At 64.0% G+C, this 21,694-nt stretch carries 26 protein-coding genes; 6 read left to right on the top strand and 20 right to left on the bottom strand.

Going from position 1 to position 21,694, the window contains the following annotated elements:
- Positions 1-10: 10 nt before the first annotated feature.
- From Q0799_RS03625 to Q0799_RS03600, 6 genes are all read left to right on the top strand, one after another.
- Positions 11-1,441 carry a phospholipase D-like domain-containing protein gene (locus Q0799_RS03625; protein WP_298394355.1) on the top strand — a complete coding sequence of 477 codons (1,431 nt, stop codon included), beginning with the start codon at positions 11-13 and terminating at the stop codon, positions 1,439-1,441.
- Positions 1,442-1,468: 27 nt separating this feature from the next.
- The gene (gene ftsH, locus Q0799_RS03620; protein WP_298394353.1) at positions 1,469-3,352 is read left to right on the top strand and encodes an ATP-dependent zinc metalloprotease FtsH; all 1,884 of its coding nucleotides are present in this window, start codon (positions 1,469-1,471) and stop codon (positions 3,350-3,352) included.
- The gene (trxC, locus tag Q0799_RS03615; protein ID WP_028914928.1) at positions 3,349-3,789 is read left to right on the top strand and encodes a thioredoxin TrxC; all 441 of its coding nucleotides are present in this window, start codon (positions 3,349-3,351) and stop codon (positions 3,787-3,789) included. Before ftsH ends, trxC begins: the two co-directional genes overlap by 4 nt.
- A gap of 75 nt (positions 3,790-3,864) precedes the next feature.
- Positions 3,865-4,335, top strand: coding sequence for a phosphate-starvation-inducible PsiE family protein (locus Q0799_RS03610; protein ID WP_034050555.1), 471 nt, complete (start codon positions 3,865-3,867; stop codon positions 4,333-4,335).
- A 7-nt stretch (positions 4,336-4,342) separates the two neighbouring features.
- Positions 4,343-5,308, top strand: a complete 966-nt coding sequence (locus tag Q0799_RS03605; protein ID WP_043104906.1) for a zinc metalloprotease HtpX — start codon at positions 4,343-4,345, stop codon at positions 5,306-5,308.
- Between the two features lie 23 nt (positions 5,309-5,331).
- On the top strand, positions 5,332-6,486 hold the full coding sequence (locus tag Q0799_RS03600) for a trypsin-like peptidase domain-containing protein (protein ID WP_062739406.1): 1,155 nt from the start codon (positions 5,332-5,334) through the stop codon (positions 6,484-6,486).
- 81 nt (positions 6,487-6,567) lie between these two features.
- Here Q0799_RS03600 and Q0799_RS03595 read toward each other — a convergent pair whose 3' ends face one another.
- From Q0799_RS03595 to Q0799_RS03500, 20 genes are all read right to left on the bottom strand, one after another.
- Positions 6,568-7,035: a lysozyme gene (locus tag Q0799_RS03595; protein WP_298394322.1), complete on the bottom strand. Its 468-nt coding sequence runs from the start codon at positions 7,033-7,035 to the stop codon at positions 6,568-6,570.
- Positions 7,032-7,508: a hypothetical protein gene (locus Q0799_RS03590; protein ID WP_115075717.1), complete on the bottom strand. Its 477-nt coding sequence runs from the start codon at positions 7,506-7,508 to the stop codon at positions 7,032-7,034. Before Q0799_RS03590 ends, Q0799_RS03595 begins: the two co-directional genes overlap by 4 nt.
- Entirely contained in the window at positions 7,505-7,807 is a 303-nt protein-coding gene (locus Q0799_RS03585; protein ID WP_126461619.1) for a DUF6127 family protein, read from the bottom strand. The genes Q0799_RS03590 and Q0799_RS03585 overlap by 4 nt, the downstream gene beginning before the upstream one ends.
- 65 nt (positions 7,808-7,872) lie before the next feature.
- Entirely contained in the window at positions 7,873-8,223 is a 351-nt protein-coding gene (locus Q0799_RS03580; protein WP_150981266.1) for a DUF2793 domain-containing protein, read from the bottom strand.
- Positions 8,224-8,226: 3 nt separating this feature from the next.
- Positions 8,227-8,823 (bottom strand): glycosyltransferase family 2 protein, encoded by a 597-nt coding sequence (locus Q0799_RS03575; RefSeq protein WP_298394305.1) that lies wholly within the window; start codon positions 8,821-8,823, stop codon positions 8,227-8,229.
- On the bottom strand, positions 8,823-11,096 hold the full coding sequence (locus tag Q0799_RS03570; protein ID WP_298394302.1) for a phage tail protein: 2,274 nt from the start codon (positions 11,094-11,096) through the stop codon (positions 8,823-8,825). Before Q0799_RS03570 ends, Q0799_RS03575 begins: the two co-directional genes overlap by 1 nt.
- Positions 11,096-11,311 (bottom strand): hypothetical protein, encoded by a 216-nt coding sequence (locus Q0799_RS03565; protein WP_187300666.1) that lies wholly within the window; start codon positions 11,309-11,311, stop codon positions 11,096-11,098. Before Q0799_RS03565 ends, Q0799_RS03570 begins: the two co-directional genes overlap by 1 nt.
- Positions 11,308-11,535 carry a hypothetical protein gene (locus tag Q0799_RS03560; RefSeq protein WP_009521704.1) on the bottom strand — a complete coding sequence of 76 codons (228 nt, stop codon included), beginning with the start codon at positions 11,533-11,535 and terminating at the stop codon, positions 11,308-11,310. The genes Q0799_RS03565 and Q0799_RS03560 overlap by 4 nt, the downstream gene beginning before the upstream one ends.
- An 18-nt stretch (positions 11,536-11,553) precedes the next feature.
- Positions 11,554-12,342, bottom strand: a complete 789-nt coding sequence (locus Q0799_RS03555; protein WP_298394295.1) for a DUF2163 domain-containing protein — start codon at positions 12,340-12,342, stop codon at positions 11,554-11,556.
- A 5-nt stretch (positions 12,343-12,347) separates the two neighbouring features.
- Positions 12,348-13,919, bottom strand: coding sequence for a hypothetical protein (locus Q0799_RS03550; RefSeq protein WP_298394292.1), 1,572 nt, complete (start codon positions 13,917-13,919; stop codon positions 12,348-12,350).
- Positions 13,916-14,974: a hypothetical protein gene (locus Q0799_RS03545; RefSeq protein ID WP_298394289.1), complete on the bottom strand. Its 1,059-nt coding sequence runs from the start codon at positions 14,972-14,974 to the stop codon at positions 13,916-13,918. The genes Q0799_RS03550 and Q0799_RS03545 overlap by 4 nt, the downstream gene beginning before the upstream one ends.
- Before the next feature lie 18 nt (positions 14,975-14,992).
- Positions 14,993-17,698, bottom strand: coding sequence for a hypothetical protein (locus tag Q0799_RS03540; RefSeq protein WP_298394287.1), 2,706 nt, complete (start codon positions 17,696-17,698; stop codon positions 14,993-14,995).
- Complete coding sequence (locus tag Q0799_RS03535; protein ID WP_231281504.1) at positions 17,698-18,339, bottom strand: DUF6441 family protein; 642 nt, start codon at positions 18,337-18,339, stop codon at positions 17,698-17,700. Before Q0799_RS03535 ends, Q0799_RS03540 begins: the two co-directional genes overlap by 1 nt.
- A gap of 3 nt (positions 18,340-18,342) precedes the next feature.
- Positions 18,343-18,498 carry a hypothetical protein gene (locus Q0799_RS03530; RefSeq protein ID WP_009521710.1) on the bottom strand — a complete coding sequence of 52 codons (156 nt, stop codon included), beginning with the start codon at positions 18,496-18,498 and terminating at the stop codon, positions 18,343-18,345.
- A 29-nt stretch (positions 18,499-18,527) separates the two neighbouring features.
- Positions 18,528-18,929 (bottom strand): hypothetical protein, encoded by a 402-nt coding sequence (locus tag Q0799_RS03525; protein ID WP_298394283.1) that lies wholly within the window; start codon positions 18,927-18,929, stop codon positions 18,528-18,530.
- Positions 18,929-19,681, bottom strand: a complete 753-nt coding sequence (locus Q0799_RS03520; protein WP_298394279.1) for a hypothetical protein — start codon at positions 19,679-19,681, stop codon at positions 18,929-18,931. Before Q0799_RS03520 ends, Q0799_RS03525 begins: the two co-directional genes overlap by 1 nt.
- 2 nt (positions 19,682-19,683) lie before the next feature.
- The gene (locus Q0799_RS03515) at positions 19,684-19,899 is read right to left on the bottom strand and encodes a hypothetical protein (RefSeq protein ID WP_298394276.1); all 216 of its coding nucleotides are present in this window, start codon (positions 19,897-19,899) and stop codon (positions 19,684-19,686) included.
- Between the two features lie 4 nt (positions 19,900-19,903).
- Complete coding sequence (locus Q0799_RS03510; protein ID WP_023113946.1) at positions 19,904-20,329, bottom strand: hypothetical protein; 426 nt, start codon at positions 20,327-20,329, stop codon at positions 19,904-19,906.
- Positions 20,330-20,339: 10 nt separating this feature from the next.
- Positions 20,340-20,603, bottom strand: a complete 264-nt coding sequence (locus Q0799_RS03505) for a hypothetical protein (protein ID WP_020200537.1) — start codon at positions 20,601-20,603, stop codon at positions 20,340-20,342.
- Positions 20,604-20,617: 14 nt separating this feature from the next.
- Positions 20,618-21,640 (bottom strand): major capsid protein, encoded by a 1,023-nt coding sequence (locus Q0799_RS03500; RefSeq protein ID WP_020200538.1) that lies wholly within the window; start codon positions 21,638-21,640, stop codon positions 20,618-20,620.
- Between the last annotated feature and the right edge of the window lie 54 nt (positions 21,641-21,694).

Below are 21,694 nucleotides of genomic sequence, written 5' to 3'. Positions count from 1 at the left end.
GGGAGCTGTCGTGTCCGACCACAACGGGCTGACATGGGCAGCCACCCTCGTGTCGCTAGCGGTCGCTATCCCCACAGCGGGGCACGCGGTCATCTACAAGCGTGACCCTCGATCGGCCACGCTGTGGGTACTGCTGATCGCCTTGTTGCCGCTGGGCGGTTCGCTGCTGTATGGGCTGTTCGGCATCAACCGTTACCAGCGGCGGGCGCGGCGGCTCTTCCCGGGGGCAGATCCTGCTGTTCGGCAGGACCTCTCGCCCACGGTGCCCGAGCCCGTATCGCCGCCGCTTGCCGGCCTGGCGCACCTGGTGGGACGCGCCACCGGCCAGTCGCTGACCAGCGGCAACCGCATCGAGCCGCTCATCGATGGCGAGCAGGCCTACCCGGCCATGCTCGCTGCCATCGAATCGGCGCGGCACAGCGTCGCGCTGGCTTCGTACATCTTCGACGGCCAAGGCATCGGGGCGCAGTTCGTCGATGCGCTGAGCCGGGCTCATGCGCGCGGCGTGCAAGTGCGGGTGCTGATCGACGATGTCTATGCCCGCTGGACGCCCAGCAGCGCCTACCGCGCCTTGCAACGCGCCGGCGTTCCGGCGGCGACGTTCAACCCGACGTTGATTACCGCGCGCCTGCATGGCGCGCATCTGCGCAATCACCGCAAGCTGCTGGTGATCGATGGCGAGACAGGTTTCACCGGCGGCATGAACATCTTCGGTCCGTATTGGCGGCCCGATGCGCCGGGCCAGGCCTGTCACGATTTGCACTTTCGTCTGCGCGGGCCGGTGATTGCGCATCTGATGCGGTGCTTCACCGATGATTGGTGCGATACCACGGGCGAGCGGCTCAGCAAGGGTTACTGGGGCGAACCGCCCGTAACGGCTGATGAGCAAGGAACCTCTTGGGCGCGCGGCATCGAGGCCGGTCCCGATGAGGCCCTGGACCGGATGCGCTGGACCTTCATGGGCGCTTTGAGCGCCGCGAAGCATTCGGTGCGCATCTGGACACCTTACTTCGTCCCCGATCAGCCGATGATCGCGGCGCTAAGCACGGCCACGTTGCGCGGCGTGCGTATCGACGTGCTGACGCCCGCAAACGGCGACCATCCCACGGTGCAATGGGCCGCGCGCGCCCACTACTGGCAGGTGCTGGAGCACGGTGTGCGCATCTTCGAACGGCCTGGCCCGTTCGACCACAGCAAGCTGATGCTGGTAGACGGAGCGTGGTGCTGCCTGGGTTCGGCCAATTGGGATGCGCGCAGTTTGCGCCTCAACTTCGAGTTCAATGTGGAGGTGTACGACACCGCGTTGTCTACGCGGCTGTCATCCCTTTTTGATGCCGCTCGTGATGCGTCGGGCGAGATATCGGCGAAGGCGTTGCGCGCCCGCCCGCTGGCCATCCGCTTGCGCGACGGGGTGGCCCGTCTGTTCACCCCCATTCTCTAGCGACACGACTTGCGAGGAACATTGCCCATGGAAAAGAAAGATCAATGGAACATTGGCTACTGGATCGTCGCCGGCCTGTTGCTGCTGACGCTGCAGAACTACTGGCAGGCGGCCAAGACCGTCGAGCCCGTGCCCTACAGCGAATTCGAGAAGGCGCTGGCCGAGGGGCGCGTCGCCGAAGTGCTGGTGTCGGACCGCACGGTCACCGGGCGCCTGAAATCGCCGGACAGCCGGGGCAAGACCACCATCGTGGCCACCCGTGTCGAACCCGACCTGGCCGAGCGGCTGTCCAAGTACGACGTGCCCTATGCGCGGGTGGTGGAAAGCACCTGGCTGCGTGATGTGCTCTCCTGGATTCTGCCGGCGGTGGCCTTCTTCGGCGTCTGGTTCTTCCTGTTCCGCCGCTTCGCCGAGAAGCAGGGCATGGGTGGCTTCCTGAGCATCGGCAAGAGCCGTGCCAAGGTATTCATGGAGAAGAACACTGGCGTGACCTTTGCCGATGTCGCTGGCGTCGATGAAGCCAAGGCGGAGTTGGTTGAGATCGTCGATTTCCTCAAGAATCCGCAGGAGTATGGACGGCTCGGGGCGCGCATTCCCAAGGGCGTGTTGCTGGTCGGCCCACCGGGCACCGGCAAGACATTGCTGGCCAAGGCTGTTGCCGGCGAGGCGGCGGTGCCCTTCTTCTCCATCTCCGGATCAGAGTTTGTCGAGATGTTCGTCGGCGTGGGTGCGGCCCGTGTGCGCGACCTGTTCGAGCAGGCCCGCGGGCAGGCGCCGGCCATCATCTTCATCGACGAGCTCGATGCGCTGGGCCGCGCGCGCGGCGTCGGCGGCCCCATCGGCGGCCACGACGAGCGCGAGCAGACCCTCAACCAGCTGCTCACGGAGATGGACGGCTTCGACAGCTCGGTCGGGCTGATCATCCTCGCCGCCACCAACCGCCCCGAAATTCTCGACCAGGCGCTGCTGCGCGCCGGTCGCTTCGACCGTCAGGTGCTGGTGGACCGGCCCGACAAGAAGGGACGGCTGGACATCCTGAAAGTCCACGTCAAGAAGGTGACGCTGGCTCAGGATATCGATCTCGAACAGGTGGCGGCGCTGACCACGGGCTTTTCGGGTGCAGACCTCGCGAACCTGGTCAACGAGGCCGCGCTGGCCGCGACCCGGCGCAAAGCGTCCGCCGTGGAGTTGCAGGATTTCACCGCCGCCATCGAGCGCATCGTGGCGGGCCTGGAGAAGAAGAACCGAGTGCTCAATCCCAAGGAGCGGGAAACCGTGGCCTATCACGAGATGGGCCATGCGCTGGTGGCGCTGGCGCTGCCCGGCACCGACCCCGTGCACAAGATCTCGATCATCCCGCGCGGCATCGGCGCGCTGGGCTACACGCTGCAACGCCCCACCGAAGACCGCTTCCTGATGACGCGCGCCGATCTGGAACACAAGATCGCCGTGCTGCTGGGCGGTCGTGCGGCCGAGAAGCTCGTGTTCGGCGAGCTGTCCACCGGGGCTGCCGATGACCTCACACGGGCCACCGACATTGCCCGCGACATGATCACCCGCTTTGGCATGGACGAAGGACTGGGCTACATCGCCTTCGAGGCGCAGCGGCCCCGCTTTCTTGATGCGCCTGAACTGGTACAGGGTGGCTGCCGGGTAGCCGAATCGACTCAGACACGCATCGACCAAGCCATCCGTGACATCGTGATGGGTGTGTTTGATCGTGCATACCGAATTCTCGAAATTAACCGAGAAGTGCTGGAGCGGTGCGCGCGCGAACTGCTCGCACGGGAAACGCTGGATGAATACAGCATCCGGCAACTGACGCAAGGGCTACAGCTCGAATCCCCATGTCACAGCGGCCCAACTGCCGGAGCCATTACTTCCTCTGTGTCCCAAGGAGCCACCTCATGAGTGACAGCATTCATATCGTCTGCCCACACTGCCAATCCATCAATCGCGTGCCAGCCAACAAGTTGGCAGAGAAGCCCAATTGCGGGCGGTGCCAGCACCCGCTGTTCACCGGAGAACCCATTGATCTGACCACAGCGACCTTCGCCCGTCATCTGGAGCGCAGTGACCTGCCGCTGCTGGTTGACTTTTGGGCGCCGTGGTGCGGACCGTGCAAGATGATGGCGCCGCAGTTCGAGCAGGCAGCCTCCCTGCTTGAACCCAAGGTGAGGTTGGCCAAGGTAAATACCGAGGCCGAGCCTCACCTGGCCGCCCAGTTCGGTATTCGCAGCATTCCAACCCTGATTTTGTTCCGAGGGGGACATGAGGTTGCACGTCAGGCGGGCGCCACGGGCGCGCAGGACATTATGCGCTGGGTGGCTTCGCAATTGCCCCGATGATTCTGGTGCAATCGAGTCGTCTTCTCGGACTCCCCGTTCCATTAACGTTTCATTGAAAGAGAGAGCGCAACGCTTATGCATAAAGAATCTGGCCACACGGCCCTTGACAAGATGCGCTCCCAGTGGCGGTTGATGACGGTTTACGAGCGCTTCGAGCAGGTCGTTGCCATCACGCTTTCGGGCGTCATCGCGTTGGTAATTGTGATTTCGCTGATTCAGTTGATTCGGCTGGTGTTCACACTGCTCGTCATGGATGCGCTGAATCCACTGGATCATAAGGTTTTCCAGCTGGTGTTCGGTGCCACCATGACGCTGCTGATCGCCATGGAATTCAAGCATTCGATCGTCAAAGTGGCTCTGCGCAAGGAAAGCATCATCCAGGTCAAGACCGTCATTCTGATCGCGATCCTGGCACTGGCCCGCAAGTTCATCATCCTAGAACCCGACGTTGATCCTGCCAAAGTGGCCGCGCTGGCGGGGACGGTACTGGCCTTGGGTCTGACCTATTGGCTCATGCGTGAACGCGATGACCGCAAGAGCGAGTAATGGAGGCATGACCCCCTATGGTCTAGTCGGCCGACACGATGCCAGGTCGAGGCACCGCTGGCTCAATCGCTTTCAAACCGCGCTGCTGGTTTTGACCCTGGTGGGGATCGCAGCTGCCGCTGGCAGTCTGCTGTTCGGCGAGATTGGCCTTTGGCTGGCACTGGCAACATGCGCATTGACCCTGCTGATCGAACCTGTCGCCGCCTCCGCGATGACCTTGCGTCTGTATGGCGCCCGTCCCTTGCGCCCTGATGAAGCCCCCGCAATCTGGTCGTTGCTGCGAGCGCTCGCAGCTCGCGCAGGATTGCCGAACACGCCGGTTCCGTACTATGTGCCCAGCGACATCGTCAATGCCTTTGCCACCGGCTCCAGGCGCCTTGCCTCCATTGCCCTCACCGATGGCCTGCTCCGCAGCCTGAGTATGCGCGAACTGCAAGCCGTGCTGGCGCATGAAGTCGCGCACATCGCTCAAGAAGATCTTCGTGTCATGGGCTTGGCCGATTCGATCAGCCGGCTCACGAACCTGCTGGCGTTGTTGGGTCAGGTCGCGCTCCTGATCAGCATGCCAGCCTTGCTGGTCGGTGCAGCAGAAATTAACTGGATTGGCTTACTGTTGTTGGCCGCTTCGCCGCAACTGGCACTGCTCGCACAGTTGGGTCTGTCACGTGTGCGAGAGTTCGATGCCGACCGGATGGCAGTAGAGCTGACGGGAGATCCGCACGGGCTCGCCTCGGCGCTGGCGAAGATCGAGCGGGTGAGCCGCTCGTGGCGAGCCTGGTTGTTGCCCGGCTGGGGGAATCCCGAACCGTCCTGGTTGCGCACGCATCCGGCGACAGAGGATCGTATCGCGCGCCTGATGGCGTTGGCGCCTCAGCCATCGCAGGCCCTGCCGTTCCAAACGGAATATCTCGCGCCAAGGTCGTTCGCCCCGATGCGCCCGCCACGCCGGGGCCTGAGCGGCCTTTGGCGCTAAATCACTCGAAAGGAACCCCCGCCATGGCTTACCACGATCCTTACCCACAACGCCCAGCTCCGGATCATTTCGTCCGGCGGTGGCTCTTCATCACTGCGTGCGTTGCCGCACTCATGCTGTTCTGGCAGTTCCTGCCCGCCATCGAGGCCTGGTTCAGCCCGCGCCAAGCCGCTGAGCGCACCGTCACGCCGCGTGGCGATCTGGCCGCTGACGAACAGGCCACCATCGAACTGTTCGAGAAATCCCGGGCATCGGTGGTCTACATCACGACGTCCCAACTGGTACGAGATGTCTGGACGCGCAACGTCTTTTCCGTGCCGCGCGGGACGGGTTCGGGTTTCATCTGGGATGACGCCGGTCATGTCGTTACCAACTTTCATGTGATTCAGGGGGCGTCGGAGGCCACTGTCAAACTGGCCGACGGCCGCGATTACCAAGCCGCGCTGGTCGGCGTGAGTCCGGCCCACGATATCGCGGTGCTCAAAATCGGCGTCGGTTTCCAGCGCCCGCCCGCCGTTCCGGTCGGCACCAGCGCAGACCTCAAGGTGGGACAAAAGGTGTTCGCCATCGGCAACCCCTTCGGCCTGGATTGGACACTCACCAACGGCATCGTGTCCGCGCTCGATCGATCGCTGCCCGGGGAATCTGGCGGAGTGACCATCGAACACCTGATTCAAACCGATGCCGCCATCAACCCCGGCAACTCGGGTGGGCCGTTGCTCGATTCGGCCGGCCGCCTGATCGGCATCAACACAGCGATCTACAGCCCTTCCGGTGCATCGGCTGGGATCGGCTTCGCCGTGCCGGTGGACACGGTCATGCGTGTGGTGCCACAACTCATCAAGACCGGCAAATACATCCGTCCGGCGCTTGGGATCGAGGTAGACGAGCAGCTCAACCGCCGATTGCAGGCACTGACCAGTACCCAAGGCGTGTTTGTGCTCCGTGTCGCCCCTGGCTCAGCGGCGCAAAAGGCGGGGCTGAGCGGTATCACCGTTGGCCCCGAAGGCATCGTGCCGGGAGACCGTATCACAGGCATAGACGGCGCTCCCGTCGACGATGTCGCCAAACTGCTCGCACGGCTTGACGACCGAAAGGTAGGAGATGTTGTGGTCTTGTCAGTTGAGCGGGCCGGTAAACCACGGGAAGTGCGCGTGGAGTTGCAACCTGGCGCCTGATCTGGAGTTGAGGACTTCTGGGGATCGGCAAAGAATAGCGATGGGATGCATGAAGTATTCGCGCCGCAGAAACTCGATGCCCTACACTTTGGTGTCCAGTAAGGAAATTTCAGCCTCTCGTCGCGCGAAGAGTCCCGGCAGCACTTTGCCGCCACCATAGACCCATCGACGCAGCTCTGTTGCGGCTGCACCCCAGTCTCGTTGGTTGATCCGCCGTCGCAGCGTCGAGGTCTGCAGCCGCCCCGCCCCGAGGTTGAACGTGAAGTCCACGATGGCAGCGAGCCTGCTCTCGGGCTCGGTGGCCAGCACAGGGCAGTAGCGCAGCGTCGCCGCCAGAGCCGTCTGCAGATCTCGCGCCAGATAGGCCTCGGCTTCTGCCTCCGTGATCGGCGGATGCTTCGGATCGCAGAGGTGGCCGTAACCAATCGTCCAGAAGCCTGCGGGGCAGATGTAGGGAATGGCAGTGATCTCGATTCCACGCTTCACCTTGCGCTCAAACCCTTCGAAGCGCTTGGCCAGCTCGATGGCCGCTTTCGGTACTTCGATCACGGCCGTACCCGGTCAAACACGCGCCCGAGGAACCAGAAGTTGAGCACCCCAGCCCACAGAGCTTGGTCGGCTTCTGTCCAGGCGTGCAGGATGGCAGTGCCCCAGCCAGCGCCTGCATTCACAGCAGCCGCGAATGCTGCAGTCTTGGCTGCGCAGTACAGGGCCATGAACCAGTAGGTGATGACGGGGCGCACGCTGATCGACAAGGCGTCGGCCCAGCGAATCCCGATTTTCTCGCCCTGCGTGCGAACGGCTTCGCGCAGGGTTTCGATGGCTCCGACATTCCACGCCGCATCGGCTCCCGCGCCGATCTCCGACATTCGCTGCGCGCCGCGTAGTTTCTCGAACTCCAGCGCCTTGTCCTGCATCGCCAGTTCGTGGCCACGTTCGCCTTTACGGTCGAGCCATTTGAGGATTTCAGGTGCAAGACGGAAGGCACCTCCGAGGAGACCACCGAGCAAAGTCTCGATCATTGCACGCCTCCCATCAGCTTCAACTTGATGGCGGCCCCCACCAGCAGCGCGGCCAGGATGCCGGTGGTCACGACCTTGATGGTGGTCTGCCACGCCGTGCGGCGGGCATCGCGCCACGCTTCCAGCAGATCGCGCAGTTCGCGAATGTCCTTCGCGGCACTGCCGTTCTCCAGCCCGAGATGGGCGAGGCAACGCTCGGCTCCGCGTTCCGCAGCGCGGTCGAGCAGTTCGTCGAAGTCCTCGCGTCGCAGCAGGAGCATGTTCTCGACGAGCGCAGGCTGTTGTTCGGGTTCGGTCATAGCAGTCTCCAGAAATGCGAAACCCGCCTCGCGGGCGGGTTTCTGGTGGGTAAGAAGATGGGAAATCAGATGGCGATGCCTGCGCTCCAGCCGGTGGACTTGTAGGCCGAGAGCTTGGCCTCGTCCTCGATGTAGCAAAGCCAGCCGATCTTGGGCGAGTGGTACTCCCAGGCATCGGCAATGCGCACCGCGATTTGGTTGGTTTTGCCTGCCCACACGCCCGTGGCAGCGGCAGGAATGAGGTAACGGTCACCGTTGGCGGGGCTGGCCGGTGGCGTGGTCAGGTCGCGGTCTTTCACGGACAGCCCAACCACCGCGCCGAGGCGCTTGAGGTTGGCGTCCATGCCGGTGTCCCAGCCGCTCTCGCCGAGCGTCCAGCCGTAGTTGAGCCCAAGGTTCGGGTCGGTCGATGACATGGTCTATCTCCAGAGGTTCGATGCTTTGCGAATGCGCCGGACGGCTTCTGGGTCGCCGGTGCGGTGGCTTTGCTGCGGGTGCTGCCGCCAGTGACGCCCGACGATAGGCAGGTACAGCACGCCGCCGCGTTTGGCTACGAGCAGGGTCAGCAGCCAGTCGGCGAAGTTGTTGAGGTCGGTGGTTTCCTTGAGCACGGCATCGACAGCAGATCGACGCATCACGATCAGGCCGTGCACATGGCTGGCGCTGTTGGCGTGCTGCCAACGGCTGTAGGCCAGACGCCGCACGGCGATGTCCTGGCCGTTTTCGTCGGTCAGTGCTTCGTCGGTGTAGGCCATCACGGCCTGCGGGCAGGCATCCAGCGCATCGGCCAGTTGGGTGAAGGCACTGGCTTCATACAAATCGTCGGGATCGACAAAGGACACCAGCGGCAGCGTGCCTTGTGCATAGCCTGCCGCGCGTGCCTCACCGATACGGCCCGGAATGCCGGGCAAAACGTGCAACTGGATCGGTGCGTCCTCGAGGCTGGCGATGCAGGCCTCCCGCCATTCGGCAGGCTCGTTCAGGGTGAGCAGGTGAACATCGATGCGCGGCTCCATCACACACCTCCCCAATACTGGCCCCAGCGCAGGCCGTAGCCCGCGCGATCCATGACCCGCACCTGCGGCTGCCAGCTGCTCAAACCATCACGCTCGGCACTGATCTCCACCGTGATGCGGTCGCCCAGCGCACCGGCATCCAGCGCGGCCATGGCTGCCGTCCAGATGTAGGCGGTGCCGAGCAGCCCCGTCTCAGTGCGAACCAGCACGCCGTTGCGATTGCGGATACGCACCGTGTAGGTCACGCTCGGTTCCGGCCCGATATCGCCCTCGTCTTGCTGCACGAGATAGGCGGTCTGCTGCGTGCGGTCGCGATGCGCCCACGCGACGGTGAGATCACCGGCCACCACGGCAGGCTCGATCAGGCCGTTGAGGCGGACGCGACCGGGTGGGTACGGCAAAGCTTGCCGACCGGACAGCAGTATCGGCCGCCCATTGGTGGCCAGTACAGGCTCGCCATGGTCGGTCGACGTGCGAGGAATCGCACCCACGAACACAGATTCGCCCGGGGCCCGCTCAACACCTTCGGATGCCAGCCATTCGCCCACGCCGATCAGCCGAGTCCCCGAGGCATGTGCTTGGGGTGTGGTGTCGAGCACGCCGCGTGCGAGATCAATGGTCGCGTTGGCGGCATCGAAGGCCAGGACGGCAACGGCCTCTGCAATCGCCCCACTGGCATCCACCAGGTAGGCGTAGTCGCCCTCGGCCAGTCTTTCAGGCTGACTGATCGCCGTCACCGGCACATCGATGGCATCAACCTCGCTGGCAGGCAAGGCTGCACTGAGCGCGAGCAGCGGCGCGTAGTCTTCGCCCACCACGGCAGTGAGGTCGCCGCTGGAAGCTCCGGTGGCCAGCTGCCAATTCAACTGCCCGGGGCCACCGGCAGCGCCCAGCGCACCGAGGTAGGTGTCCGTGTCGGTCAGGTAGGCCAGATCGGCGCGCGACATGCTCCGTGCCAGCTCCCAATACGGCACCTCGACGGCCAGCACCAAGACGGGCGGCAAAGGCTCCATGGTCGGCTCCTCGACCTGTGGTGGCGGTGGCGACAGCACGGTGTTGCTCATCCCGAACACATCTTCCATCGCTTCGATGCGCCACTCGGCTGCGCCCAAGGTGCCGGTGTCGATGCCGGTGACGCGCACCACCATCTGGTCGATGCCCAGGCGAGGCCAGTTCAGCAGGAACACGTCACCCGGCAGCGGTGCACGCTCCAGGGTGTCGCGTGCCACCGTCAGACTCATCCGGGCCAGTGGTGAACCCAAGGCGCGCAGGTCACGCAAGGCCAGCCGCGCGGCCAGCGGCCCGTAGTTCACACCCGGGTAGTCGCGGCGCTGATTGATCACGCCGCCTTGCAGCTGGATGGCGGCCAGGTTCTCGACCGTGACGGTGGCATCACCGCCGGTCTGCCAGTCGGTGTAGACCACGGTCAGTTCATTGGGCAGCTCGCCCCACTGTGCACGTTCGAAGCGTTCCAGCCGCACAATTTCGTCAGGCCCCAACTGCGGCAGGCTGTCGATCCAATAATCGTCGCGTAGCAGCTTGAGCTCAAACGTGCCTTGCTCCGGGTCGGTGTAGAGGATGCCGCCGATGTGGTCGATAACCTGGCCGATGAAGCTCTCGATGGGCTGCTGCCGTGTCCAGATCAGATTGAGGCCGAAGCCCTCGCTCGACAGGGCCCAGGCTGCGTTCCAGAAACTCCAGCCGATGGTGCTCGGCGGATAGCCCATGCCCCAGTGCGGATCGGTGAGGCACTGCACCAAGATGTGCGCCGGGTTCATGCCGACGCTGATCTCCCGTCCTTCGATCTCATCCCAGGTGCGGACCTCGGCGTTCCACGCCATCCACGGCGCATCGAACCAACCCGCCGTGAAGCGCCTCACGCGCACTGCCCACGGTTTGATGTAGGGGTTGTTGGCTGCGAACAGGATCTTGCGTGCCACCAAGGACAGCACGCCCCGAAATGCCGGAATGGAACTGCCGAGGCGACTCATCAGGTAGTCGTTGCGTCCTTGCCCGGCACCACCTGCCAGCACATCGATGGTGCCGACCACGCCGCCTTCGCGCTCGTCGCCGCCAAACAGAGTGGGCTTGTTGATCGAGAGGCTGGTCAGCCCGTGCCCGCTGGACAGCGGCACACGTTCAGCATTCCCCCATGCGGTACGGTCGCCCATCTGGATTTCCTGCACGGCATCGACCGGGCCTTGGCACAGGGCCAGATGCAGACCCATCCGGTAGCGATAACCAACGGTTTGCTTCTTGCTGCTGCCACCCATCAGCCTTGCTCCCGCTGGCTGGATCGATTGCGGGCGTGATCGACCACACGTTGTGCCATTGCATCGCCGGTGGCCAGCAAGGTGTCGGCATCACAGCCATCGCGCAGGAAGGCGCGGAAATCCAGATCGTGACGCGCAAACCAAGTGCGCGTGCCGTTCACGCACAGGCCCACGGCGCGCACGTGATCGATGGTGATGACGGTCTGAGTGGTCATTTCTTGCCACCTTTCTTCTTGATCGGGTCGGCTTCGAGGTCGCCATACCAGACGACGTTGGAGCCACGCAGCAGCACGGTGCCGAACACGACGGGAATCGGTCGGCCTTCTTCTGCGGTGGGGGCATCGACGTCAGACAGGGACGCCGGTTTGGGTTCGGGCGGTTTCGGCGCGAGCGCGACCGAAACCAGCGCCGCCACCACGATGACGACGAGGTACCACATGGCGATTTCTCCAGGGATTCAGAACACGCCCGTCGAGAACGGGTTTTTGCTCGGGATGGCGGGAAAGCCGCCGTAGTTGTCGAGGTTGCCGAAGCGCGACTCGCACGTGGCCGTGCTGTGATCGCAGCCGACCGTCAGCAGTATCTCTGTGCCGACGTCTATGGCGACCGGATAGAGCAACTCAACGCCGCCACCGTAGTCATTGACGATCATGTGGCGGGCACCTTCCGGGGTTTGCAGCCAACCACCGGCCAAGCCACCACTGACGCTGCTGGGCACGCCGCCATCGAGATCGACGTTGCGGCCATAGCTGTTGCTCACGAAGGCGCTGGAAGAAATGGGTGAGGCACCACAGGCAGCCGAATACAGCACGTGGGAACACTTGCGGCTGTAGAGCCGCCGCAACCCGATACGCTTGAGACTGACTTGCGCCGACTCGCAGCGAACGCGAGCGACATCGTCAGCAACTTCGACGCCCAGCACCCGGCCCATCCAGCGCGTGCCGGAGATCCACCAGTAGTCGCCCCAGGTGTCGCGCCGTCCGATGCGCAGGGTGATCGAGGTGGTATCCCCGGTGAGCGACGTGGCCAGCAGGTGGCGCACCAGATCGCAGTTCGGCGGCAGTTTCAGATCCAGCGCCGATTTGGCGGCCTCGGCACCCAGCGCCAGTTCGTTGCGTTCGATGGACAGGCTTGCGTACAGATTGCCATCGAGGTCGACATCGAATTCGTGCGGCGTCAGGTAGAACTGCGCGCTGTTGCTGGCGAAGGCGTATAGCTCGACTTCCAGCAAGGGATTCTGGCTCATCGTGCTTACTCTCCCTCGTAGGTTTGACGGTCATTGCCGCGTGGTTCGGGCAACTGACGCGCTGTCAGGGTGATCTCCAGCAGCGTCGGACTGTGCCAGTACAGATCGATGGCATCGTGGTCGAGGCGGCAGCGCACGAGGCGAATGACGCGGCTGCCTGCGGGCACCCAGTCGTCGAGACCCGAGCGCAGCACCAGCACACCGCCTTGATCCAGATGGCAGGCCGCCGTCAGGGCGTACTGCCGATAGCCGTCTGGGTGCACGATCAAGCAAGCGGCAGGGCGATGCCAGAACGCCGAGATGTCTTTGCCATCCACGCGCAGGAAGCCATCCTCGGGATCGGCTTCGACGGTCACCCACAGGATCGGGGGCAAGCCATCGGGCAGCCAGAAGGCTTCCAGACGCCCCTGGGTGCGCCATAGCCGCGCCCGCCAGAGCTCGATTTCTTCGAGTGAGCTGGCCAGATAGCGCCGCTGCAGAGTTGTCGTTGCCCACGGATCGTCCCGGCGCACCCACGGATCTGCAGGCGAGAAGTCTTGGCGGGTGATCGTGGCTTGCGCGGCGGCCGTTGGATCGTCACGCCAGTTGCCATCTGGCCAGACCGGGATCTCGTCGAGCCATGGGTCATCGAGAACATCCTGGTCGGGCAGTGGCGCAGGCTGGATCTGTGTGGGAATGTTGCCGCCGACCATGCCGGGTACCCACTGCGTGAGATCCGCCGGATCGATGGCCTTGCCCCACACCAAGGGCATGATGGTGCTGCCCACGGCTGCGGCGCGTGCCAAGGGCTCCGTCAGCCACAGCAGATCGCTTTCCACACGCTCAAGTTGGGCGATCTGCCAGCCATCGGCGGCGATGATCAAAATCCAGCGGCCATTGTTCTCAGTTTCCTGCCAGCCCTGCACACCGTCATAGGTCAGATGCACATTGGCCGAGAGTGGCCCGAACTGTCGCCCGTCAGCTTCGGTCACATTGAGTGCCAGTGCGCCACGTTCGCAGGACTCGGTCAGGTGCACCGCGTACTGCGGCAGCGGCCACAGCGCCATTTGACCGAGATGATCGGCCAGCCAGTCGGCCACCAGGGCATCGGTCTGCCGGGCGTTGCCCACCTTGTAGGTGAGCCAGCGCCGAGGAACGCGGCGGCGTGCCTGGCGGGATTCGCTGCCACTGGCCAACCGCGCGACGCTGGTCTGCCACTCCAGCCGTTCCACGAGGGGTTCTGCCCAATCGTGGCGGAAGGCAAACACACCGCGTTGTGCGTCGGGCCACAGCTGGTCGCCAAAGGCATCCATACCGGTGGCGACGATGGCGCTTGAGGCCGTGTCCCGGCGCAACACTTCGACCAGAAAGATCGGCGCATCGATGGGTGGCCAGGGGCCCGCCAAGGATTCCGCCAGCAGGCTGGCCGTCAGATTGGGCGGCAGCGGAGCGACAGCTGTTTCCGGCGTGAAGCTGGCTGCGCTCGCCCCGAAGGTGGCGCGCGAGAGCACTTCACTCTGGAAAACGGGCAGTTCGCTTCCCGGCGTCGGTTTGCTGGAAACCTCCGCGAGGTCTTGAACGACAACGCGATCCGTCATGCCGACTCCACGCCGAACTCAGCGGCATTGAAGGCGGCCTCCGTCCACTGCACGTTGCCGTTCGGGTTGCGCTCGAACAGCGTGCTCTGCCAGGCCAGTTGCTCCTGCAGAATGATGTCGGTGCTGACGGCGCTTTGCGCACCACTGACCACGAGGCCTTTGACCTTGCCCAGACCGGCGTCGGTTTTGCGCGCCAGCATCGTGAGCTGGACGCCGTAGATGGCGGGCGTGGCCATCACCGGCAGCGGCTCGACATCGAAGGACTGACGCAGCCCCACGTTGGGCGCACTGATCGCTGTGGCTTCGTCCTCGTCGCTGACGGCTTCCCAGGCAGCAGTGCCGACCGGACTGGGAGTCCACTGGTTCAAACTGCCATCGGCCTGAGCCTGCAAGGCATCGACGCGCACATCACCGAGAAAGGTGTTGTTGATCGTGCCGCTGGTGTCGGCGATATAGAAGTCGTCGACGTCGATGGTGAGCGGACAGCTCTGGCCGGGCACGGCACCCACAAATGCCGTGAGCAGTTGGCCACCGCCCTGGATGGTGTTCTGCGCAGTCATCTGGATGGCCAGGATGCCGTTGATGCGCACTGACAGAATGCCGTTGCTGGTGCCTTGCGTAACCTGCAACTCGATGTAGTGCCAGCCGCGCGCCGGAGCGCTTGCGACTGAGACAGAGATCAACTGGTCATAGCCGTATTGCCAGCGGTAGAGCTTGAGCCGACCGTCCTCGCCGATTTTCACGAGATGCGCGACCTGCGAGTTGGCGTCACGCACGCCCAGCAGCAGTGGCTCGGTGTAAGTGTTTTCAAAGGACACCACGCGAATGGCCGCCCCGACGATCAAGCTGGTCTTAGTGGCGTCGAGGTTCTTGACGTAGCCACCACCCGAACCTTCCGGCAAACGCAGAGCATAGGAGGACGGACGACGGCCATTGATCCGGGTGGCCTGCGGCGAGAGATACGCCGCCTTGCCACGTGCGAGCCACGGATCGCCAAAGCTGTCCACGGCCTGTGGGTCGTAGTGATCGAAACCGTCGATGAACAGAAGTGCCATTGGACTTTCCCTGAAAATTCAGCCTTGCAGCGCCGCACGGATGGCCCGTGCATTGCGCCCGATGATGTTGACGATGACCCGCTCTCCGGCAGGCGACTGCAGGTGGTCGTGGGTCACGCCCGGATCGACCGCGTTGACGATGCGCAAGGCCTGATTCATCTGCGGCTGCGCGGGCGGCACTTTCACCTCCGGCACCAGCCCGCCCGCTGCGAAGGCCAGTTCGCCACCCTTGAAACGTGGGCCGGCCGACAAGCCGTTGAGCGAGTCGAGGAAGGCCACACCGACCTGGCGCACGGCGGCAGCACGCACCACGTACTCGCCTGCGGACAGACGCGCCGGGATCGAATCCGAGGTGGCGCTGCCCGGCCCGGAGACCAGACCGCCACCCGCGAACTTCTTGATTCCACCCAAGAGCGCCATCACAGCGGCGACCATGGCTACCATCGCGGCCACCGCGAGTGCCGGGCCAACGTAGGGAATGGAAGCCTGCGACGCCGCCGCCCCAGCTCCCGCCTTGGCCGCATCCATCGACACCACGGCGGTGGTTTCGGTGGTCTTTTGGGCGACCTTGGCGGCGCTGGCCGCCGCATCGACGGTCTGCTCCTGCTGGATGAAGCCGAGTTTGAGCGCCAGCATCCGCGCCTGCATGGCGATCCACTGCTGAAACGGCTGGATCACGATCTGCTGCAGGAAGGCGTTGGACACCTGCTGAAAGATGCTCGCCAAGGCACTGCGCCAGGTCTGCGCGCCGGTGATCATCCCGTTGAGCGCACCACCAAAGCTCTCGCCGATGCGATTCCACAGCGGGGCCATTTCATCGACGGTGAGCTTGGTGCGATCCAGCTCGTTGCGCCACGCCTGCACGCGAATCACCGCATCCGGCCCGATGGCCTGCGCAGCTTGCTGCATGGTCGGCAACAGGCGCTCCATCTCGGTGGCTGATTGATGTTGCAAGGCCACGATCTGCTGACGCGCCTGTGCTTCGGTTAGCAGCCCAGCCTGCTGCTGGGTCTGAATGGCCTCCTGCGCATTACGCAGACGCTCAGTGACTTGCCGCCACTGAGCTTCAAGCGCAGCCAGATTGGCCTGTGCAGCCTTCACATTGATCAGCCGATCAACGAGCGACACGCCGTCGGCATCGCTTTCTGCCGCCAGTCGCGCCCGTAGATCGCGGTAACTGCGCTCAATGGCAGCTTGCCGGTCGGCATCAGTGGCCGTGCCGGTGATCTGCGCCAGTTCCTCACGCGCCTGCGCCAAGGCATCGGCCAGCTCACGCTCGGCTTGTGCCGCCTTGCGCGCATTGGCCTGCTCGATGTCCGTGCGCCGGTTGTTGAGCGTGATCAGGTCGGCTTCCGCCTTGGCGACCTCGGCCTTGGCTTTCAGTCGGTCGTTTTCCGATTTGCCCGTGGCGGCGACTTGCTGACTGCGGGCCAGCTCCTGCTGCTTGCGGGCAATCTCGGCATCGACCTCGCGCTGCTCGAGGGCAGTTTTCTGCGTGTAGTAATCGCGCACCGATACCAGACGGTCTTCGAGCGCAGCATCCAGCGCAGTTTGTTGCAGGTTCAAACCGTCCTTGAGCAGCGCGAACTCGGCGTCCAGCTGCGCTTTCATCAGCGTGGTCTGCGCGCCGGTCGTGTCCTGCGCTGGCTTGACGGCTTTGGGCTTGGTCAGGCGTTGCAGCAGTTCCGGATCAGCCTGGATCTTAGGTGCCTTGACCTCGATGGACTTGGGGTCGAAAAGGCTGTCACGGAAGGACGCCAGTTCATCCAGCCGTTTGACCAGATTGCCTTTGAGGTCGGCAATGATTGCCTTGGCCCCATCGGTGTTGCCCTTAAGCGCCTCGACCGCCGCCGCCACACCGGCACCAATGGCCTCGCCCAAGGCGACGAAGGCCTTGCCAACGGTGGCGGCACCCAGTGCAAGGGTCTTGAGCACCAGCACCACGCCATCCAGGATCGCGCGCAGTGTGCCGCCTTGCTTGGCCGACTCGACCATGCCACCGGCCATATCGTTCAGGGCGGGCAGCAAGGACGCGATGATCTGGTTGCCGATGCTCTGGGTGGCCAGCTTCAGCTTGTCGAGCGCGTCGTTGAAGTTGCCTGCCTGGGCGGCGGTGTCGGCGGACAACTGCAACCCCAGTTCAGCCGCCTCCTGCTTCAGCGCACCAATGCCCTCCCGCCCTTGGTTGAGGAAGGGGATCATTTCCGCACCGGCCTTGCCGAAGATATCCACCGCCAGCGCTGCTTTCTCCGCGCCATCAGGCATAGCCTGGAAGCGGTCGGCCAGATCCAGCAACACCTGTTCGCTGTCGCGTAGGGTGCCATCCTGGTTCTGGACCGCCACGCCCAGCGCATCGAAATTCTGTGCCGACGCTTCCGAGCCAGTCGCGGCCTCCAGCATGCCGGTGGCCAGCTTCTTGAGCCCGGCTTCGAACTTCTCGGTGGACACCGCCGACAACTCGGCGGCAGGTACCAGTAGCGACAGCGATTCGACGGCAATGCCGGTACGCTGGGCCATCTCGTCAAGCGCATCCGCCGAATCGATGCTGGACTTGATCATGGCCCCGATGCCCGCCAGCGAAACGCCCACGCCAAGGTTGGCCAGCACGCCGTTGACGCTCTTGGCGGTGTCGGTCAGTCCACCCAGGCCCCGCTTGATCGAGTCGAAAGCGGTCTTGGTCTGGTCGACGGCACTAATCAGGATTTGGGCACGATTGCTTGCCATCAGACTTTGTCCAGTTCTTGTTGAATCGCCCGCGCCAAGGCAGGTAGTGCGCGTTGCACCCCACCGGCCAGATTCAGTCGTCGTTTGAGATCGACGCGCTTGACCAGCACGGCGATGGGAATTTCCTGACCGCGCTTGATCTGCTTGGCCCCGGTGCGAGCACGCTCGGCACGCTTGAAGCGGCCGAGCTGCCCGGCGTTCTCTTTGATGTTCTCGGCCATCAGCAGCACGCGACCGTTCTTCTCGATAAAGAAGGCATTGCCCGAGCGCATCAGGCCGTCAATGACAGCCTTGAAGCGCTTGGGGCCGATGCGCCCGGGCAGCAGCGGTATCAGCAAATTGCCGCTCACCGTGCCGCCTTTTTCATGCAGACCGAGCCAAGGAATCTTGCTGCCCACCAGCAGGGCGGGCAGCAGTTCGGGCTTCTTGTCGAACACCTTCACGCCCATCGAGGAGATGAAGCTGTTGCGTTTGACGGTGAAGGCGCTGCGCATCTCGGATCGCGCCGCATCACGTACTTCACGCCCGCCCGATTGCATGCCCTTGGCGACAGCGGTGTGGATGGCGCGACGCCGCTCGGTACTCCACGCCGCCAACTGGCGCGGGTCCAGCAGACCAGTGGTGGTGAGCGAGAGACGCATGGGTCAGTCCTTGAGCAGATCGCGTTGCAGTTGTTCGATGCCTCGCTTCTCGCCCTGGGCTGCCACGGCATGAATGCCGAGCAGCTGGGCAAGTTGCTGCCGTTCGATCTGTCCGTCGGCATCCAGAAAGGCTTGCGCCTGCGTGAGCGTGTAGGCCATCACGTCTCCAAGCCGGTGCCCGGCGCGGATCAGGCGGGCGACGGCACTGTCCCAGCCGAGGTCGTCAGTGAGCGCAGCGTCGGCGCGAGTCGCTGGGCCGCGCCCTGAATCGCCGGGACGACGTGCGCCACGAAAAAATCTGCGTTCACCTCGAACACGGCGGCGGCCAGTTGCACGGCGTCCTCCAGCGACAGGTCGTTGATCCACGCGCGTTCACGCCGGGTGGTGATCGCCAGCAAATCCAGCACGGCATCGCCGTGCTGTCCCAGCAGCGCCATCCAGTCCGGATCACTGGTGATTTCCTCGGCCAGCGGGCGCACCACGGCCAGCAGCCGTGGCAACTCACCCAGCCGGATCGGCGTCAGTTCCAGCGCGGTGCCGGACAGCGTCACGACCACAGGCTCAGGGGGGAATGTCTTGAAGCCGTCCATCACAGCAGCACCAGACGGCCGAACTGACCGAGATCACCGCCGACTGGCTTGGTCAGATCCGCCAGCACTTGGCCCGAAAGCTCGAACTTCAGCAGTTCGTCCGTGATGATCGAGAGTTCCTTGGCCGGGTTGATGGCCACGCGGTAGAGGTCGATCACCACCTCGCGGTTGCCGTCGGCGGTGTTGAGCCCCTCGAAGCGAATCCATCGCTCGGGCAAGGGCTGGGTGAACATCGCCGTGCTCTGCGCCGCGCCATAGGCGTAATCGACGGTGAACGGCTCGGTGTACGGGCCGCCCGACGTGGCATCCAGCACCACCAGTGAACCGTGCTTGGCATTGACGCTGTACTGGCTGGCCGGGAGCGTCTGGGGCGTGGCATCTGAGTCCTGGATCTGCACGGCGGACACGTTTTGCATGGCCAGCGGATACAGACTGCCCGGGGTGACCGGGTTGGGCAGTAGTTCGCCAGTTACCGTGCCGGGGGTGATCGTGGTCGTGGTGCCGTAGAGCGCGAGCGCCAAGTTGGTAGCGATCAGCTCTTCCAACGTGCAGGCGAACTCGCCTTTCTTGGTCTTGATGAGCTGGAGGTCAGTCAGGCGCTGACCCGACTGCGCTTCCTGGTGCTCGATGGTGTCCACCGACAGCGACACCTTCAGCTCGGGCACGTTGCCGACGAAGGTCAGTCCTGCTGGATTGCCGAGGTCATCGCGTGCGCCGATGTAGACGCGGCCTTGTCCGGAAAAGTAAGCCATGTTCAGTCTCCTTGGGTGGCTGCAGTTGTGGAAACACCGGACGTGGCATCACGGCGGGTGGGTTTGGCATCAGTGGTGGGTGTGGCGGACGCCGTAGCAGCCTTGGCCACACCCTGCGCGATCAACCAGCGGGCACTGGCGTCATTCAGGTCAAGGCGATCACCCACGGCGAGGCGCTTGCCTGCGTGGGTATGGGGTTTCAGTAGTTCGATGTGCATGGGTTCATCCTGTTTGGGTGAGATCAATGGCGTGGGTGCGGTAGCGGATTTCGTAGCGGGCGGGCAGCGCGACGGCCCCGGCGTCGGCGTCGTCGAATTCCCATTCGCAGTCGATCTCGCGCACGGCGATGGCCAGACCGCCCAGATTCGGGTCGGCGAGCATTGCCGCGTGGGCCGCGACCAGCGCCTGGTCGGCGACGTCGAAGGCATCCGCACCGCGTGCCACCACGGCAAGCCGGACGATCAGCAGCCGGTCGACCAGGTGGTTGGCGTGGGCGGTGATGCTGTCGCCATCAACGAACAACAGCAGCGCGGGACTGGCCTCTCGGGTGACCGGCACGGCAGGCATGCGCAGCACCGGTGTTGGGGCAATCGCAGATGCCAGGCGCGTGACGATCTCCCGCAAGACGCGCTCGCGGACGGAGTTCATGGGGAGTTCCTCAGAGTTGGGAGAGCGAGGCGCGACGCTCGGTGCCGTCGCCGATGGCGCGCACGTCGCGCACCTGATAGGTATTGCCTGCCACCTCGACCGTGTCCCCGGCTGCCAGCGTCAGCCAGGACGCCGGGTAGTCGATCTGGTAGTCCCGCGATAGCGCAAAACCATCCAGCACGGTTTCGTCGGGGGCACGGAAGGCGCAGTGCACGGTGCTGCCCGCCACCGTGACGGCGGTCAGCAGTCCTGCACTGCGAGCCGCCTCGTACAACGTCGCGACATCCATCAGGCAGCAACGAGCTTGATCAGCACGCCAGGGCGATGGCACATCGGCAGCGGGTTGCTCTGCGTGTGCAAATCAGTGCCCCGATCAAACTTGCGTGGCTCCTGCTTGGCATACAGCGGCTGGCCGATGGTGTTCACGGTCTCGTTGAAGTCCGCTGGCGCGAAGTAGGTCGCGAAGGTATCCACCGTGCCGACCGGGAAGGCATGGGCTTCCCCTGCGGCGATGAAGCGGCGCGATCCCAGCGTACCGTCGGCCTGCACAAACGAAGCCTGGCCCCGGTATTCCTCGAAGGTGATGCCGCTGTAGCTGAAACCCGAGCGCATGTCGTTAATCAGCACTGCGCCCTGCTGCCAGTTCTGGTAGGCGGTCTTGACCTCTTTGTGGGTGGTAAGTGCCCGGAAGAACTCAGTCGAGCACAGCACATGCACGCCGGTCGAGAACTCGCCGGTGAGCCCATCTTCCATGAGGCCCAGCAACTCCAGGCAGGCAGTCTTGATTTGCCCGTTGTCGGCCGCCGTCGAAAACTCAAACGACACCGATTGCGCAGTGATGTCGAACTCGTCGAACAGATCGACGAGCTCACTGCCGTCGGCGTCGAGGATCTTGCCCTTGAGCGCGCCCATGCGCAGATGCTCCAGGGTGATCGCGTGCTTGTTGCGCATGGTCTCCAGATGACGGGCCATGACACCGCCGATGGCTTCCATTTCGGTTTCGGAACCGAAGGCGCGCAGTCCTTGCACTTCCTCGGGCAGCACCACGTCGTCGTGGGGGATGTGCGGGATCACGAAGGAGCGCAGGTTGCGCTTGCCACGCTCACCCACCGTGCCGGGCGAACCGGGCGCCCGGGTGGGCAGCAGATTCAGACGACCGGCGTACTCCTCGACGATGATCTGCCGGGTGCGCACCGGCTTGGCCGGGAACAGGTTGAGTTGCTCCAGCCGCCCATAGCGGTTGGGCAGGAGGTTGATGGCGGCCGTCAGGCTGGCCATCGAAAAGCCGGGGTTTTCAAAAGGGTTCTGCATTTGGGATCTCCAGAAATGACGAAACCCGCCAGCGGCGGGTTTTGGGGGGAGTGA

The organism is uncultured Azonexus sp. (genome assembly GCF_937982035.1).
Classification (GTDB): Bacteria; Pseudomonadota; Gammaproteobacteria; order Burkholderiales; family Rhodocyclaceae; genus Azonexus.
Note: the sequence above shows the minus strand (reverse complement) of the source record. Positions and strands in the feature narration are given on the sequence as shown.